The 13363-nt window shown below is 75.3% G+C and carries 15 protein-coding genes; 8 read left to right on the top strand and 7 right to left on the bottom strand.

Features of this window, described 5'->3' with window-relative positions; translation table 11 throughout:
- Positions 1 to 7 precede the first annotated feature (7 nt).
- Together BLS70_RS05400 and BLS70_RS05395 are read left to right on the top strand one after the other, a co-directional pair.
- Complete coding sequence (locus BLS70_RS05400; protein WP_091764606.1) at positions 8 to 643, top strand: DUF4245 domain-containing protein; 636 nt, start codon at positions 8 to 10, stop codon at positions 641 to 643.
- A gap of 142 nt (positions 644 to 785) precedes the next feature.
- Positions 786 to 1073 (top strand): hypothetical protein, encoded by a 288-nt coding sequence (locus tag BLS70_RS05395; RefSeq protein ID WP_091764605.1) that lies wholly within the window; start codon positions 786 to 788, stop codon positions 1071 to 1073.
- A 2-nt stretch (positions 1074 to 1075) separates the two neighbouring features.
- Here BLS70_RS05395 and BLS70_RS05390 read toward each other — a convergent pair whose 3' ends face one another.
- From BLS70_RS05390 to BLS70_RS05380, 3 genes are all read right to left on the bottom strand, one after another.
- A complete protein-coding gene (locus tag BLS70_RS05390; RefSeq protein WP_091764604.1) occupies positions 1076 to 1291 on the bottom strand; it encodes an exodeoxyribonuclease VII small subunit in 216 nt (71 codons plus the stop codon).
- Positions 1288 to 2511 (bottom strand): exodeoxyribonuclease VII large subunit, encoded by a 1224-nt coding sequence (gene xseA / locus BLS70_RS05385; protein ID WP_091764603.1) that lies wholly within the window; start codon positions 2509 to 2511, stop codon positions 1288 to 1290. The genes BLS70_RS05390 and xseA overlap by 4 nt, the downstream gene beginning before the upstream one ends.
- Positions 2512 to 2646: 135 nt before the next feature.
- Complete coding sequence (locus BLS70_RS05380) at positions 2647 to 3708, bottom strand: hypothetical protein (RefSeq protein WP_091764602.1); 1062 nt, start codon at positions 3706 to 3708, stop codon at positions 2647 to 2649.
- A 125-nt stretch (positions 3709 to 3833) separates the two neighbouring features.
- Between BLS70_RS05380 and BLS70_RS05375 the strand changes: the two genes are divergently transcribed.
- Positions 3834 to 4802, top strand: a complete 969-nt coding sequence (locus BLS70_RS05375; protein WP_091764601.1) for a 4-hydroxy-3-methylbut-2-enyl diphosphate reductase — start codon at positions 3834 to 3836, stop codon at positions 4800 to 4802.
- 80 nt (positions 4803 to 4882) lie between these two features.
- Here the strand turns inward: BLS70_RS05375 and BLS70_RS05370 are convergent, their stop codons facing one another.
- The 4 genes from BLS70_RS05370 to BLS70_RS05355 all read right to left on the bottom strand — a co-directional run bounded on the left by BLS70_RS05370 (position 4883) and on the right by BLS70_RS05355 (position 9013).
- A complete protein-coding gene (locus tag BLS70_RS05370) occupies positions 4883 to 5476 on the bottom strand; it encodes a DUF6542 domain-containing protein (protein ID WP_091764600.1) in 594 nt (197 codons plus the stop codon).
- A gap of 300 nt (positions 5477 to 5776) precedes the next feature.
- Positions 5777 to 6901: a DNA recombination protein RmuC gene (locus tag BLS70_RS05365; RefSeq protein WP_255362251.1), complete on the bottom strand. Its 1125-nt coding sequence runs from the start codon at positions 6899 to 6901 to the stop codon at positions 5777 to 5779.
- 46 nt (positions 6902 to 6947) lie between these two features.
- Complete coding sequence (locus tag BLS70_RS05360) at positions 6948 to 7481, bottom strand: methylated-DNA--[protein]-cysteine S-methyltransferase (RefSeq protein WP_091764599.1); 534 nt, start codon at positions 7479 to 7481, stop codon at positions 6948 to 6950.
- The gene (locus BLS70_RS05355) at positions 7478 to 9013 is read right to left on the bottom strand and encodes an AlkA N-terminal domain-containing protein (protein ID WP_091764598.1); all 1536 of its coding nucleotides are present in this window, start codon (positions 9011 to 9013) and stop codon (positions 7478 to 7480) included. Before BLS70_RS05355 ends, BLS70_RS05360 begins: the two co-directional genes overlap by 4 nt.
- 143 nt (positions 9014 to 9156) lie before the next feature.
- Between BLS70_RS05355 and BLS70_RS05350 the strand changes: the two genes are divergently transcribed.
- From BLS70_RS05350 to BLS70_RS05330, 5 genes are all read left to right on the top strand, one after another.
- Complete coding sequence (locus tag BLS70_RS05350) at positions 9157 to 9582, top strand: MmcQ/YjbR family DNA-binding protein (RefSeq protein WP_091764597.1); 426 nt, start codon at positions 9157 to 9159, stop codon at positions 9580 to 9582.
- Between the two features lie 90 nt (positions 9583 to 9672).
- Complete coding sequence (locus BLS70_RS05345) at positions 9673 to 10611, top strand: ABC transporter ATP-binding protein (RefSeq protein WP_091764596.1); 939 nt, start codon at positions 9673 to 9675, stop codon at positions 10609 to 10611.
- Complete coding sequence (locus BLS70_RS05340) at positions 10608 to 11477, top strand: ABC transporter permease (protein WP_091764595.1); 870 nt, start codon at positions 10608 to 10610, stop codon at positions 11475 to 11477. The genes BLS70_RS05345 and BLS70_RS05340 overlap by 4 nt, the downstream gene beginning before the upstream one ends.
- Positions 11474 to 12718 carry a sensor histidine kinase gene (locus BLS70_RS05335; protein WP_091764594.1) on the top strand — a complete coding sequence of 415 codons (1245 nt, stop codon included), beginning with the start codon at positions 11474 to 11476 and terminating at the stop codon, positions 12716 to 12718. The genes BLS70_RS05340 and BLS70_RS05335 overlap by 4 nt, the downstream gene beginning before the upstream one ends.
- Positions 12715 to 13353: a response regulator gene (locus tag BLS70_RS05330; RefSeq protein WP_091764593.1), complete on the top strand. Its 639-nt coding sequence runs from the start codon at positions 12715 to 12717 to the stop codon at positions 13351 to 13353. Before BLS70_RS05335 ends, BLS70_RS05330 begins: the two co-directional genes overlap by 4 nt.
- Positions 13354 to 13363 lie beyond the last annotated feature (10 nt).

Genomic DNA, 13363 nt, shown 5'->3' with positions numbered 1-13363 from the left:
TATGTGCATGACCGAAGTCGGCCCGACGAGCCCGCGACCCGCCGACCGGCCGGAGTCCCCGGTGGTGGCGGAGCAGCTTCCGGCGGGAGCGTCGTCGCCGGCCGTGGAGCGCGCGAACCGGATGAGCGCGGCGAACATGATCCGGTCGCTGGTCCCGCTGGTCGTCATCTGCCTCCTCCTCGTGGCGTGGCAGGCGTTCCGCGCGAGCAACGAGGAGACCGTGCGCACGGTCGACCCGACGGCCACCGTGCGGCTGGCCGCCGAGCGGGCCGGCTACGAGGTGCAGGCCCCGGCCGGGTTGCCGGAGGACTACCGCCCGACCAGCGCGCGCACGGACGCCGGCTTCGCCGACGCGGGGGCACCGGTGACGCTCGAGATCGGCTACCTGACCCCGTCCGGGGAGTTCGCCGGTTTCACCGTCAGCGACGACGCCGGCGCCGAGCCGGTGCGTGCGGTGCTCGAGGGCGCGACCGACGAGGGCACGGCGGACGTCTCCGGCGAGCCGTGGACCCGGCTGACCACCGAGCGGGGAGAGACCGCCCTGACCCGCGAGGAGGGTCAGGTGGTCCTGGTCGTCACCGGATCGGCGACCGACGACGAGCTGCGGGCCGTCGCCGCCGCGGTGCGCCCCGCGGAGAGCTGACCGCCGGCGTTGTTGCGGTTCCGTGTCGGGTGTCGGACGACTGATCGACGTGCGGGGTTTCGTGCGGCGTCGTGCGTGCGGTCGCCCCACGATCACCGCACGCCCGGCGCCACCGCGGCAGCCGGTCGGACGAGGAGCCGACATGCCCGAGGACGACGTCTGCGCGCACGGTGACCACCGGCCCCCGGCGGCCGGCGGATCCTGCCCGTGCGGCATGGTCACCCGCGTCCCCGCGGTCCGGCAGGGGACGACCGGCGACACAGGGGTGCGGGACCTGATCGCCCGCTGCCTCGTCGAGCGGGGTGGCGTCGCGGACCTGCCCGAACTCCGCCGTCGCGCCGACCGCGTCCTCGGTGCGCTGGCCGACGCGGGGCTGCTCGTGTCCCCCCGGTCGGCGGCGGGCGGGGTGGCGGAGCGGCGTCCGGCCTGAGCTCAGCCCTGGTCGTCCGTCGGCGCGGCGGCGGCGAGGCGCTCCCGGGCGCGGTCCAGCCAGTGCTGGCAGAGCGTCGCCAGCTCCTCGCCGCGCTCCCACAGCGCCAGCGACTCCTCGAGGGTCAGCCCGCCGGCCTCCAGCCGCCGGACGACGTCGGCGAGCTCCTCGCGCGCCTGCTCGTAGGTGGTCGTCGGCTCGTCGGTCTGCTCGCTCACGGTTCCCCATCCTGCCGGTCGACGCGGACGGGAAGCTGGCCACCGCTGACCCGGACGCGCAGGCGCTCGCCGTCGGTCACCTCCGCCGGATCGCGCACCAGTGCGCCGTCGGCCCGTTGCATCACCGCGTACCCCCGGGCGAGCGTGGCCGCCGGCGACAGCGCCGTCACGCGGGCCCGGGCGTGCTCCAGGTCGCGCTCGGCGGCGTCGACGCGCTGGACGACGGTGCGCCGGGCGCGGGTGCGCAGCTGCGCGACGTCGTCGGCCCGCCCGTGCAGCAGCCGGTCGGGGCTGGCCAGCACCGGACGGGTGCGGACCGACTCCAGCCAGCGCTCCTGCTGCTCGACCCGCGAGGCCACCAGGTGCCGCGCGCGGCTGCGGAGCCCCTCGACCAGCCGTCGCTGCTCACCGATCTCGGGCACGATCCGGTGGGCGGCGTCGGTCGGGGTGGCCGCGCGGACGTCCGCGACGTGGTCGACCAGCGTCGTGTCGGTCTCGTGCCCGACCGCGGTGACCACCGGGGTGCGGGTGGCCGCGATGGCCCGCACCAGCCCTTCGTCGGAGAAGGGCAACAGGTCCTCGACCGAGCCGCCGCCGCGGGCGATGACGATGACCTCCACGGCGGAGTCAGCGTCGAGCCGGCGCAGGCCGTCGATGACGTTCTGCGCGGCCTGCGGTCCCTGGACGGCGCAGTTGTACATCTCGAACCGGACGGCGGGCCAGCGGCGGCGGGCGGTGACCAGGACGTCGCGTTCGGCGGCGCTGTCCCGGCCGGTGATGACGCCGACGACGGCGGGTGCGAACGGCAGCGGTCGCTTTCGGGTGCGGTCGAACAGACCCTCGGCGGCCAGCAGCTGCCGGATGCGCTCGATGCGGGCGAGCAGTTCACCGAGGCCGACGGCGCGGATCTCGGTGGCGCGCAGCGAGAAGGAGCCGCGGGCGACGTAGTAGTCGGGCCGGGCGCGGACGATCACCCGCGCGCCCTCGGTGAGCTCCAGGCCGGGACGGTCGGCGATGTCCCGGTGGCAGGTGACCGGGACGGACAGGTCGGCCACCGGGTCGCGCAGGGTCAGGAAGACGGTGGCGGCGTTGCCGCGCCGGGAGAGCTGCGCGACCTGGCCCTCGACCCACACCTCGCCGAGCCGGCCGATCCAGTCGGCGATCTTGCGTGCGACCGTCCGCACCGGCCACGGCGCCTCGGGGGAGGAGGGAGCGGTCACACCGCCAGCCTGTCACGGCCACTTCGCGAGCCCCGCCCGACCGTGCCGGTCCTCGGACCGGTGAACCCGAGAGGCCCAGGACCGGCATGGTCCTGGGCCTCTCCGGTTCACCGCCGGCGCATCGCGCCGGGTGGTTCAGGCGCCGCGCGGGGCGAGCGGGCTGGACTCGACGGCCTGCTCCTCGAGCTTCTCCAGCCGGTTGCGCAGCATGCGGAGGTAGTCCGGGCGGGCCTGCGCCGACTCCTCGTAGGCCACGAGGTCGGCCACCGTGGAGAGCGCGTAGCCACGGAGCCGGCCGCGCAGCTGCGCGATGGAGAAGCTGTCGTAGCCGTCGATCGGGGCCTCCGCCGGTGCGCTGTCGCCGGCCGCGGCGTCGGTCGAGGCGGCGTCGGTCGAGGCGGTGTCGGTCGAGGCGGTGTCGGTCGACTCCACCGAGCCCGCACCGGCGGCGTCCACGGCGGCGCCCGCCGCGATGGCGGCGTCGGTGTCGTCCGCACCCACCTCGGCGGCGATCGGACCGTCGCCCCGGGCGACATCGGTGCCGTCGTCGGTGGTGTCGGCGTAGTCGGCGGGCGCAGGGGTGGCGATGCCCTCGTCCGTCACGGCGGCGTCGACGGTGGTGATGTCGCTGCCGTCGGCGTTCAGGACGTCCACCGAGGTGGGGATGTCGTCGATGTCGGCCGCGCCGGCGACGGGCAGCTCGACCGCGGTGTCCTCGGGTGCGGTGAGGTCTTCGTCGGCCGCCGCGGCTGCGGGAGCGGTCTCCTCGAGCGTGGGAGCCGCCTCGATCGCCTCGTCGATGGCCAGCTCCTCGAGGATCTCCTCGGTGGCCGGCGCCTCCGCTACGGACTCCTCGACCGTGGCCTGCGCGCCCACGCGGTCGGGGACCTCGTCCGGGACGACGTCGGCGCGGTCGAAGGCAGACCCGCGGAATCCCTCGACAGGTGCGGCGTCGCCGTCGTCGTCGAAGGTGGCCATGCCCGGCTCGGCGTCACCGCGGATCCCGGTGAACAGCTCGTCGCCGCGGGCGACGAGCCCGGCGTACTGCTGCTGCACCTTCATCGCGTGCTGCATGGCCATGCCGATGAGGCGCACCGGCAGGCCGGGGAGCGTCTCGGGCAGCCTGCGCGCCTCGTCGACGACGGTCGCGGCCAGGCCGGCAGCAGCGCGGACAACCTCAGGGATCTCACGAGACATGGGGTCACCTTGCCCCACGGATCACAGGTCGACACCCCCACCCCGGCCCTGGTCCCCGTTCGGATGGTGTTCCTGACCACGCTCGCGCTCCCCGGCAGGCGCCTCCGCCCACGTACGCTGGGTGCATGGCAGATCAGCGCGGACGTGTCCTGCTGGCCGATCCCCGGGGTTACTGCGCCGGTGTGGACCGGGCGGTGGTCGCGGTCGAGCGCGCCCTGGAGATCCACGGCGCGCCGGTCTACGTGCGCAAGCAGATCGTCCACAACAAGCACGTGGTGGCCACCCTGGAGCGGCGGGGCGCGATCTTCGTCGACGAGACGACCGAGGTCCCCGAGGGTTCCGTCGTCGTCTTCAGCGCCCACGGCGTCTCCCCGGCGGTGCACCAGGAGGCGGCCGACCGCCAGCTGCGCACCATCGACGCGACCTGCCCGCTGGTGACCAAGGTGCACCAGGAGGCCAAGCGCTTCGCCCGGGACGACTTCGACATCCTGCTGATCGGCCACCGCGGGCACGAGGAGGTCGAGGGCACCGCCGGTGAGGCGCCCGCCCACATCCAGCTCGTCGACGGCGCCGAGGACGTCGCGAACGTCCAGGTCCGCGACCCCGAGAAGGTCGTGTGGCTGTCGCAGACCACCCTCTCGGTGGACGAGACCCTGGCGACGGTCGACCAGCTGAAGAACCGCTTCCCCGGTCTGCAGTCCCCGCCGAGCGACGACATCTGCTACGCCACCCAGAACCGTCAGCAGGCGGTGAAGCAGATGGCCGCCGAGTGCGACCTCGTGCTGGTCGTCGGCTCCACGAACTCGTCCAACTCGGTGCGCCTGGTGGAGGTGGCCCTCGAGGCCGGCTCCCGGGCGTCCTACCTGGTCGACTTCGCCTCGGAGATCGACGAGGCCTGGCTCGAGGGCGTGCGCACGGTGGGTGTCACCAGCGGTGCCTCGGTGCCCGAGATCCTCGTGAGCGAGGTGCTGGACTGGTTGGCCGCCCGCGGCTTCGCCGACGTGGAGACGGTCAAGGCCGCCGAGGAGCGCCTCGTCTTCGCGCTGCCGCACGAGCTGCGGCGCGCCGAGAAGGCCCAGGCCACCGGCGACTGAGCACCTGGTACCGAGAAGAGCCCGTCACCGGACTGCGGTGACGGGCTCTTCTGCGTCCGTGCCAGGAGATCCGGTGCGGGTCAGCGGCGGGCGATCAGCCGGCCGACGGCGACCACGACGGCCACGCCGGCCGCCATGGCCATCGTCGGGAAGCCGCGGATCAGCAGGGTGGCGATCGTCGGCAGGTTGAAGAGGGCCGACGGGGCCAGCGCGATGTTGAGCGCGGCGACCGCGATGAACACCAGCGGCGGCGAGGCGACGACGGAGAACATGTCGCGGCGGCGGACCACCAGCATGGCCACGCCGGTGGAGCCGAGCAGGGCCGCCAGCGTGATCATGCCGAGCCCGACGCCCACGAACGAGTCGATGCCGGCGCCGGCGAGGGTCACCAGGAACATGCCGAGCACCGCGACGGCGCCGCGGACGGTGCCGCCGCCGGTGACGGGGCGAGCGTCGGCGCGGGCCCGCGCGCCCGCGGGACGGGCGTCGGCAGGACGCGCACCGGCCGGGCGGGCGCCGGCGGGCTCGTGCTCGAGCGAACGGTCGGGCCGGAGGGACTCGCGGCGCGGCGGGACCGGGCGGCCGCGGTCGACGTCGGAACGGAGCCGGTCCGCAGGGCGACCCCGGGGTGGGACCGGTGGGCGACCCGGGCGAGCACTGCGGTCGGGGTTCATGGCGCGTTCCTCACGGGGCATGCGCGACCCGGGGAACGACCGGTCGGGGGAGCCCCCGCCCTGCCGCCATGCATCGGCCGTACTCGCCGTGGCCATGGCGCACCTCCGTTCCACCGCGGTCGGGCCCGGGCGGCCGTCCCTCGCTGGCCACGGTAGCGAGTGGAGCTGCCACACGGGCGGAAGACGGGCCCGAGTCGCCCCCCGGCAGTGTCGACTTGGCGACATGGAGTGAGTGGTGGGACGAGCGGGTCAGCACGGACTCCGGGGACGTCCTCCGGTGCCCGTCGCGCCCGAGCAGGGTCAGCCGCGGGTGCCGTCCCGCCCTTCGTCGTCATAGCGGCGGCCCGCCTCGAACCGGTCCTCGCCGTCCAGCACGACCGCGTCGGTGCCCACGGCCGGCTCCGGCGGGCGCAGGGTGCGCACCGTCGCCTCCACGGGCTCCGGCGTGGGCACCGGCTGCTCTGCGATGCCGAGGTCGTCGAACCGCCGTGCTGCGGTGAGGACGGACCGCTCGTAGGAGCCGACCGTCTCGTTGAACCGGGTCATCGTGGTGCCCAGCGCCGAGCCGAGCCGGGTCAGGTGCCCGGACAGCGTGGACAGCCGGGCGTGCAGGCGCCGGCCGACCTCGAGGACCTGGTCGGCGTCCCGCGCCAGCCGCTCCTGCCGCCAGGAGTAGGCCACCGTGCGCAGCAGGGCCAGCAGCGTGCTGGGCGTGGCCAGGACGACGTCCCGGGAGAAGCCGTACTCGAGCAGGCCGGGCTCGGCCTCGAGCGCGGTGATGAGGAACCCGTCGGAGGGGACGAACAGCACCGTGAAGGGGGCGGCGGGCCGGAACGCCGTGGGGTAGCGACGGGCCGCCAGTGCGTCCACGTGCGCGCGCAGCTGCCGGGCGTGGGCGGCGACCCGGTGGTCGCGGACCCCCTGGTCGGTGGCCTGGACCGCCTCGATGTACCCGGTGAAGGGCACCTTTGCGTCGACCACCACCTGGCGGCCGTCGGAGAGGGTGACGACGAGGTCGGGCCGGACACCTGCGCCCTCGTCGTTGGTGCCGGAGGGCTGCTCGACGAAGTCGCAGTGCTCGAGCAGGCCGGCCACCTCGACCACCCGCCGCAGCTGCACCTCGCCCCACCGGCCGCGCACGTGCGGCGTGCGCAGGGCCGTCACCAGGGCGGCGGTCTCCTGCTTCAGCTGCGCGGAGCTCTGGCCCACCGTGCCCATCTGCTCGCGCAGCTCGCCATGGGCGGTGGCGCGCGCCCGCTCCATTCCCGCGAGCAATCGGTGGAGGTGGTCGAGCGACTCGTGCACCGGCTCCAGACCGGTGTCGCTGGGGCGGCGGCGGGCGAGCAGGGTGACCACGCCGAGGGTGGCGGCGGTGGCGAGCAGCGCGCCCAGGAGGAGCCCGAGGAGCAGGGAAGCGGCGTCCATGCCGGACACGCTGCCGGAAGGGTCCGACAGTTCGGGGGAGGTGGGGCTAGGCCGCGGCGACCGGTGCGTACCGCGCCTCGTGGTCGAGGAGCTGGCGCTTGACCGACGTCCCCCAGCGGAAGCCGCCCAGACCGCCGCTCGAGCCGAGCACCCGGTGGCAGGGCACGAAGAGGGCCGCCGCGTTGCGGGCGCACGCGTTCGCCGCGGCCCGCACGGCCGTGGGGCGGCCGCACCGGGCGGCGAAGGAGGTGTAGGTGTCCGGCGCCCCGGCGGGCACGGTGCGCAGGACGTCCCAGGCGTCCTCGAGGAACGGGCCGGAGCGCTGGCGCACCGGCACCTCTTCGATGGCCGTGACGTCGCCGGCGAAGAAGGCCTCCACGGTGTCGAGGACGGGGAGCCCGTCGGCGCGCTCGACCCAGGTGGGCCGCAGCGAGCGGTGCACCACGGGCAGCAGCTCGGCGACGTCCTCGGTCCAGCCGCTGGCCAGGACCACCGGGCCGGGGGGCTCGTCGGTGACGACGACGGTGAACGGACCGGGCGGTGTGGCCACGGTCGCGTAGCGGGCAGCGGGAGGGGTCATCGGGCGCTCCGTCCGGGGGGAGGTGCAGTGGGTGTGGTCGGGATGTCAGGAAGAGGGCGCTCAGGGTGTGGTGGGCGGGTGAAGAAGGCGGGCGCCGCGAGCGCCCACAGGTGCATCACGGCGTAGGAGCGCCACGGGCGCCAGCGGGTGGCGGCCTCGGCGTCGGTGCTCCCGAGGGCGGTGAGGGAGCGCCGCAACGCCAGGTCGCCGGGCAACCACACGTCGGGGTCGGCCAGACCGCGGAGGGCGACCAGCGCCGCCGTCCACGGGCCGATGCCGCGGACGGCGAGGAGCGCCCGCCGCGCCTCCTCCCGGTCGGCCCCGGGGTCGAGCGCGACGTCCCCGTCGGCCAGGGCGGTGGCCAGGGCCTGCAGCGCCGCCCGGCGCGCACCGGTCAGTCCGATGCCGCCCAGGTCGGCGACGGCCAGCGCCTCGGGGCGGGGGAAGGCGTGCGTGAGCGTGCCGACCGGGGTGGGCAGGGCGACGCCGGCCACGGGCAGCAGCCGCGCGGTGAGCGTGCGGGCACCGGCGACGGAGACCTGCTGGCCGAGGACGGCGCGGACCGCCAGCTCGGGGGCTTCGGGGGAGCCCGGGACCCGCCGGCCGGGTGCGAGCGCCACGACGTCGGCCAGCGCCGGGTCGGCGCCGAGGACGCCGTCGACGGCCGCGGGGTCGGCGTCCAGGTCGAGCATCCGCCGGCAGCGGCTGACCGCCACCCCGAGGTCGCGGAGCTGCGTCAGCTGCAGCCGGGCGCTCACCGCGGCGGCCGCGTCGGGAGCCGGGGAGAGGGACACGACGCCGGGCCCGTGCGGCAGGTCGAGGACGCGGGAGAAGGTGCTCCCGTCCCACTCCTCGAGGCCGGGGACGGCGTGGGCGCCGAGGAAGAGCAGGACCTCGGCGGCGTCGTAGGGCGCGCGGGCGGTCAGCCGGAGAGTCAGCGAACCCGGGGCGCCGCCGGAGGCGGGGGACGGACGGCGCCGCAGCTCGGTGGGCGTGGCGGCGAAGACCTCGCGGACCGTGTCGTTGAACTGCCGGATGCTGGCGAACCCCGCGGCGAAGGCGACGTCGGCCATTGGCAGGTTGGTGGTCTCGATGAGCACCCGCGCGGTCTGCGCCCGTTGTGCCCGTGCCAGGGCGAGCGGGCCGACGCCGAGTTCGCCGACGACGAGCCGGTGCAACTGGCGCTCGGAGTAGCCCAGCCGCCGGGCGAGCCCGGGCACCCCGGAGCGCTCCACCTCGCCGTCGCCGATCAGCCGCATGGCACGGGCGACCACGTCGGCGCGCACGTCCCACTCGGGTGACCCGGGCGCGGCGTCGGGCCGGCAGCGGCGGCAGGCGCGGTAGCCGGCCGCCTGCGCTCCCGCCGCGGTGCTGAAGAAAGAGACGTTGTGCGGCGCGGGCGTGCGGGCGGGGCACGACGGACGGCAGTAGATGCCGGTGGTGCGCACCGCGGTGAAGAACCAGCCGTCGAACCGCGCGTCCCGGCCGGCCACCGCCCGGTAGCGGTGCTCGTGGTCGGCCGTCGCTGTCATGGGACGAGCATGGCAGCCCCCGGCGGGGCGCACCGGCGGGTTTCGGACACCGCCGTGCATGGATCCACCACGCCCCCGACCGGTGAGTTCTGCCTGTCGTACCCGTCGTCCAGGGTGGGAACGGATGCAGAGCGGAGGTGGGGATGGAGAGCGAACTGCTGGCCGGCGTGCGCGGGATCGCCCTGGCGCTTCCCGCGGCCTACGAGGAGCAGGCCTGGGTCGGCACCCGCTGGCGCGTGCGGGGGCGGACCTTCGCCCACCTGCTGACCATCGAGGGCGGGCGTCCGGAGGGCCATGCCCGGGCCGCCGGGACCGCGGGGCCGAGCCGGGTCCTCACCTTCCGCTCCTCGGGGCTGGAGCTGGAGACCCTGCGCCGGACCGGACCACCGTTCTTCGCCGCACCCTGGCGCGGTGACGAGGTCGGGCTGCGCCTGGACGACGGGGTCGACTGGGCCGAGGTCCGGGAGCTGCTGACCGACAGCTACTGCGTGCTGGCGCCGCAGCGGCTCGCGGCGGCGGTGGACCGTCCGGAGTTCGACGAGTCGGCCCTCCTCCCACCACCCGGCTGACCGGCGGAGGGCCCGTGTCCACCGGTCGGTGGACGGCGGACCAGTGCTTCGACGGTCCCGGCGCGGCCGGGGGGTCGACAGGCTCGGTGCATGACGACGACATGGACGGCGCCCGGCACCACGGCCGTGGCGCACGCGGACGAACCGGCCGTGCGGGTGCGCGGCCTGGTCAAGCGGTATGCCGGACGTGCGGTGGTGGACGGGCTCGACCTCGACGTCCACCGCGGGGAGGTCTTCGCGCTGCTCGGCCCCAACGGCGCTGGCAAGACGACCACCGTCGAGATCCTGGAGGGGCTGCGCCGGCGCGACGAGGGCGAGGTGCGCGTGCTGGGCGATGATCCGGTCACCGGCAGGAGGGCGTGGCGCGACCGGATCGGCGTCGTCGGCCAGTCCACCGGGGCGGGCGACGCGCTGACGGTCCGCGAGACGCTGGACCACTTCGCCGTCTACCACGCGCTGGCCGAGGACACCGACGAGCTGATCGCCGCGGTCGGGCTCACCGAGGCGGCCGGCCGCCGTGCGGCCACCCTGTCCGGTGGCCAGCGCCGCCGCCTGGAGGTGGCGCTCAGCATGCAGGGCCGGCCCGATCTGCTGTTCCTGGACGAGCCGACCACCGGCCTGGACCCGGTCGCCCGCCGCCAGTTCTGGACGGTGCTCGAGCGGCTGCGCGACGGCGGGACGACGATCCTGCTCACCACCCACTACCTGGACGAGGCCGCCCACCTCGCCGACCGGGTCGGGGTCATCGACGCCGGCCGCCTGGTCGACGTCGCTCCGCCCGACCGGATGGGCGGTGAGCGCAGGAGACGGTCCACCGTCCGCTGGCGGGAGGGTGACGTCGTCCGGACCGTCGTCACCACCGAGCCCGCCGCGACGCTGCGCGCCCTGCTCGCGTCCGCCCCGCGGGCCGACCTGCCGGACCTGACGGTCACGCGGCCGAGCCTGGAAGAGATCTACCTCGAGCTGGTCGGGGCCGCACCGGCTCCCGCCGACGTCAGCCACACCGAGGACGAGGGAGTGCTCCGATGACCGCGACGACCGACAGGACCGACGCCGTGGGTGGCGCCCGCGCCGGCACCCGCGCCGTGGACCGGCCGGCGCCACCCGGTGCGCTGCGCATCGGCCTGGCACGCATCGGCCTGGAGCTGCGGTTGTACCTGCGCGACCCCGGACAGGTGGTCTTCTCCTTCGCCTATCCCGTGATCATGCTGGTCATCTTCGGCTCGGTCTTCGGCGGCGAGACGACGGGTCCCGACGTCCGGTTCGAGGACTACTTCCTGGCCGGCATCGCGGCGACCGGCATCATGCTGACCAGCTTCCAGGCGGTCGGTATCGCGATCGCCGAGGAGCGCGAGCGCGGCGACCTGGGCCGCCTGCAGGTGCTCGGCACCCCGCCGGCGGCCTACGTCCTGGGCAAGGCCGGCCAGGTCGTCGTGACCACGGTGGCCCAGCTGGCCATCCTGCTGAGCGTGGCCGCGGTGGCCTACGACGTCCCTCTGCCGGCCGACGCCGGACGATGGCTGACCTTCGGCTGGGTCGCCCTGCTCGGCGTCCTCGCCGGAACGGTCCTCGGGATCGCAGTCTCCGCGTTCGTCGGCAGCGCCCGGGCGGCGTCCGCGGGGATCACCGGGTTCTCCGTCGTGCTGCAGTTCTTCTCCGGAGTCTTCTTCGTCTTCTCGGAGCTGCCGGACTGGATGCAGCAGGTCGCCGCGGTGTTCCCGCTCAAGTGGCTCACGCAGGGCATGCGGTCGGTTTTCCTGCCCGAGGCGGCGGCTGCCGGCGAGGTGGCCGGCTCGTGGGAGCACGGGAGGACTGCCCTCGTACTGGGTGCATGGGTGATCATCGGCGTCATGGTCTGCGTGCGCACGTTCCGCTGGCGCCGGGGCGAGGGATGACGTCGGCGTCGACGCGGCCCGCCGGGCTCTCCCCTGAGTGGGAGCCGGGCGGGCCGCCGTTGTCCGAGCGGGGCTGGCGGATCACCCTCGTCGTCCTGCACGTGGCGTTCGCGGTGCTGCTCGCCCTCGCAGTCGGCAACGTCCTCGCGCTCGACGCCGGGGACTCCCGTGCCGTCGTCCTCACCGCGCTCGGGGCCTGGGGGCTGGCCTACCTCCTCATGGGCGGGCCCGCGCTGCTCTCCCGGGACGTCCGCCGGCGCACCGGCTACCTGGCGGTCATGGTCGCCGCGGTGGCCGTCATCGCCTGGCACGAGCCGTCGCTGCTCTTCCTGATGTTCCTCGCGTACTCGCAGGTGTGGTTCCTGGTCGAGCGGGCCGGCGAGGGGGTTCCGTGGACCTTCGTGCTGGCCGCCGCGGCGACGGTCGGCCCGCTGGTCGACTGGACACGGGGCGAGGAACCCCTGTGGGGCCCCGGTTCCACCCTCGTCGGGCTGGCCTTCAGCCTGGCCATGGGCATCTGGGTGCACCGCGTGCTCGAGCAGAGCGACCAGCGGGCGGCGCTGATCCTCGAGCTGGAGTCCACCCGCGCCGAGCTCGCGGCGCTGCACCACCAGCAGGGCATGGTCGCCGAGCGGGAGCGGCTGGCCCGGGAGGTGCACGACACCCTGGCGCAGGGCTACACGAGCATCGTCGTCCTCGCGCAGACCGCGGCGGCCGTGCTGCCCGGCGACCCGGCGGCCGCGGCGGAGCGGCTGGCCGTCATCGAGGAGGTCGCGCGGGAGAACCTCGCCGAGGCCCGCGCCATGGTCGCCGCCTTCGCGCCGGTCGCGCTGGACTCGGCGACCCTCGTGGAGGCGCTGCAGCGCCTGGCGGAGCGGTTCGGCCGCGAGACCGGCGTCGTCACGCGGGTGGACACCGCGGCGCTCGGGGGCGTGGGCCCGGCCCTGAGCCGGGCCGAGGAGATCGTGCTGCTGCGGGGCGCCCAGGAGGCGCTGGCGAACGTGCGCCGGCACGCGTCGGCCAGCGCGGTGGTGCTGCGCGTGAGCCGGGTCGGGTCGGGGGACGACGCGCAGGTGTCGGTGCACGTCGAGGACGACGGCGTGGGCTTCGACCCGGCCGTCTCCGTAGGCGTGGGCCTGGCCGGCCTGCGCGACCGGGCGCAGGAGGTCGGTGGCGACGTCGACGTGCGGTCGGTGCCCGGGGAGGGAACCCGGGTGACGGTGCGGGTGCCGGTCCGATGAGCGCGATCCGGGTGCTGGTGGTGGACGACCACCCCGTCGTCCGCGGCGGGGTCGTCGGCTGGCTCGCCGCGCAGCCGGACATCGACGTCGTCGGCGAGGCCGGCGATGGTCTCGAGGCGCTGGCCATGGTCGCGTCGCTGACGCCGGACGTCGTCCTCATGGACCTGCGCATGCCGCGCATGGACGGCGCCACCGCGACCGGCCGGCTCGCGGCCGACCACCCGGCCGTGCGGGTGCTGGTGCTCACCACGTACGACACCGACGCCGACATCGTCCGCGCCGTCGAGGCGGGTGCGACCGGCTACCTGCTCAAGGACACCCCGCTGCCGCAGCTGGCCGATGCCGTGCGAGCGGCCGCGCGGGGCGAGACGGTGCTCGCCCCTCCGGTGGCGGCCCGGCTGGTGTCGCGGATGCGGGCGCCGGCTGCCGACGCGCCCACCGCGCGGGAGCTGGAGGTGCTGGCGGGGGTGGCCCGGGGGCTGACCAACGCCGAGATCGGCCGGGACCTGTTCATCGGCGAGGCGACGGTGAAGACGCACCTGCTCCGGGTCTTCGCGAAGCTCGGGGTCGACGACCGGACGCGCGCGGTGCTCGTCGCGGTGGAACGCGGACTGCTGCCGTCGCCGGGGCGCTGATCCCACCCGC

The organism is Blastococcus aurantiacus (assembly GCF_900102425.1).
Taxonomy (GTDB): domain Bacteria; phylum Actinomycetota; class Actinomycetes; order Mycobacteriales; family Geodermatophilaceae; genus Blastococcus; species Blastococcus aurantiacus.
This window is presented reverse-complemented; position numbering and strand designations above follow the sequence as displayed.

Coding starts and splice junctions, on each gene's coding strand:
- BLS70_RS05365 (WP_255362251.1), bottom strand. CDS start 6,901: ATGGACGCCGCTTCCCTGCTCCTCGGGCTCCTCCTGGGCGCGCTGCTC.
- BLS70_RS05380 (WP_091764602.1), bottom strand. CDS start 3,708: ATGTCTCGTGAGATCCCTGAGGTTGTCCGCGCTGCTGCCGGCCTGGCC.
- BLS70_RS05350 (WP_091764597.1), top strand. CDS start 9,157: ATGGAGAGCGAACTGCTGGCCGGCGTGCGCGGGATCGCCCTGGCGCTT.
- BLS70_RS05360 (WP_091764599.1), bottom strand. CDS start 7,481: ATGACCCCTCCCGCTGCCCGCTACGCGACCGTGGCCACACCGCCCGGT.
- BLS70_RS05355 (WP_091764598.1), bottom strand. CDS start 9,013: ATGACAGCGACGGCCGACCACGAGCACCGCTACCGGGCGGTGGCCGGC.
- BLS70_RS05400 (WP_091764606.1), top strand. CDS start 8: ATGACCGAAGTCGGCCCGACGAGCCCGCGACCCGCCGACCGGCCGGAG.
- BLS70_RS05370 (WP_091764600.1), bottom strand. CDS start 5,476: ATGAACCCCGACCGCAGTGCTCGCCCGGGTCGCCCACCGGTCCCACCC.
- BLS70_RS05345 (WP_091764596.1), top strand. CDS start 9,673: ATGACGACGACATGGACGGCGCCCGGCACCACGGCCGTGGCGCACGCG.
- BLS70_RS05340 (WP_091764595.1), top strand. CDS start 10,608: ATGACCGCGACGACCGACAGGACCGACGCCGTGGGTGGCGCCCGCGCC.
- BLS70_RS05335 (WP_091764594.1), top strand. CDS start 11,474: ATGACGTCGGCGTCGACGCGGCCCGCCGGGCTCTCCCCTGAGTGGGAG.
- BLS70_RS05330 (WP_091764593.1), top strand. CDS start 12,715: ATGAGCGCGATCCGGGTGCTGGTGGTGGACGACCACCCCGTCGTCCGC.
- BLS70_RS05395 (WP_091764605.1), top strand. CDS start 786: ATGCCCGAGGACGACGTCTGCGCGCACGGTGACCACCGGCCCCCGGCG.
- BLS70_RS05375 (WP_091764601.1), top strand. CDS start 3,834: ATGGCAGATCAGCGCGGACGTGTCCTGCTGGCCGATCCCCGGGGTTAC.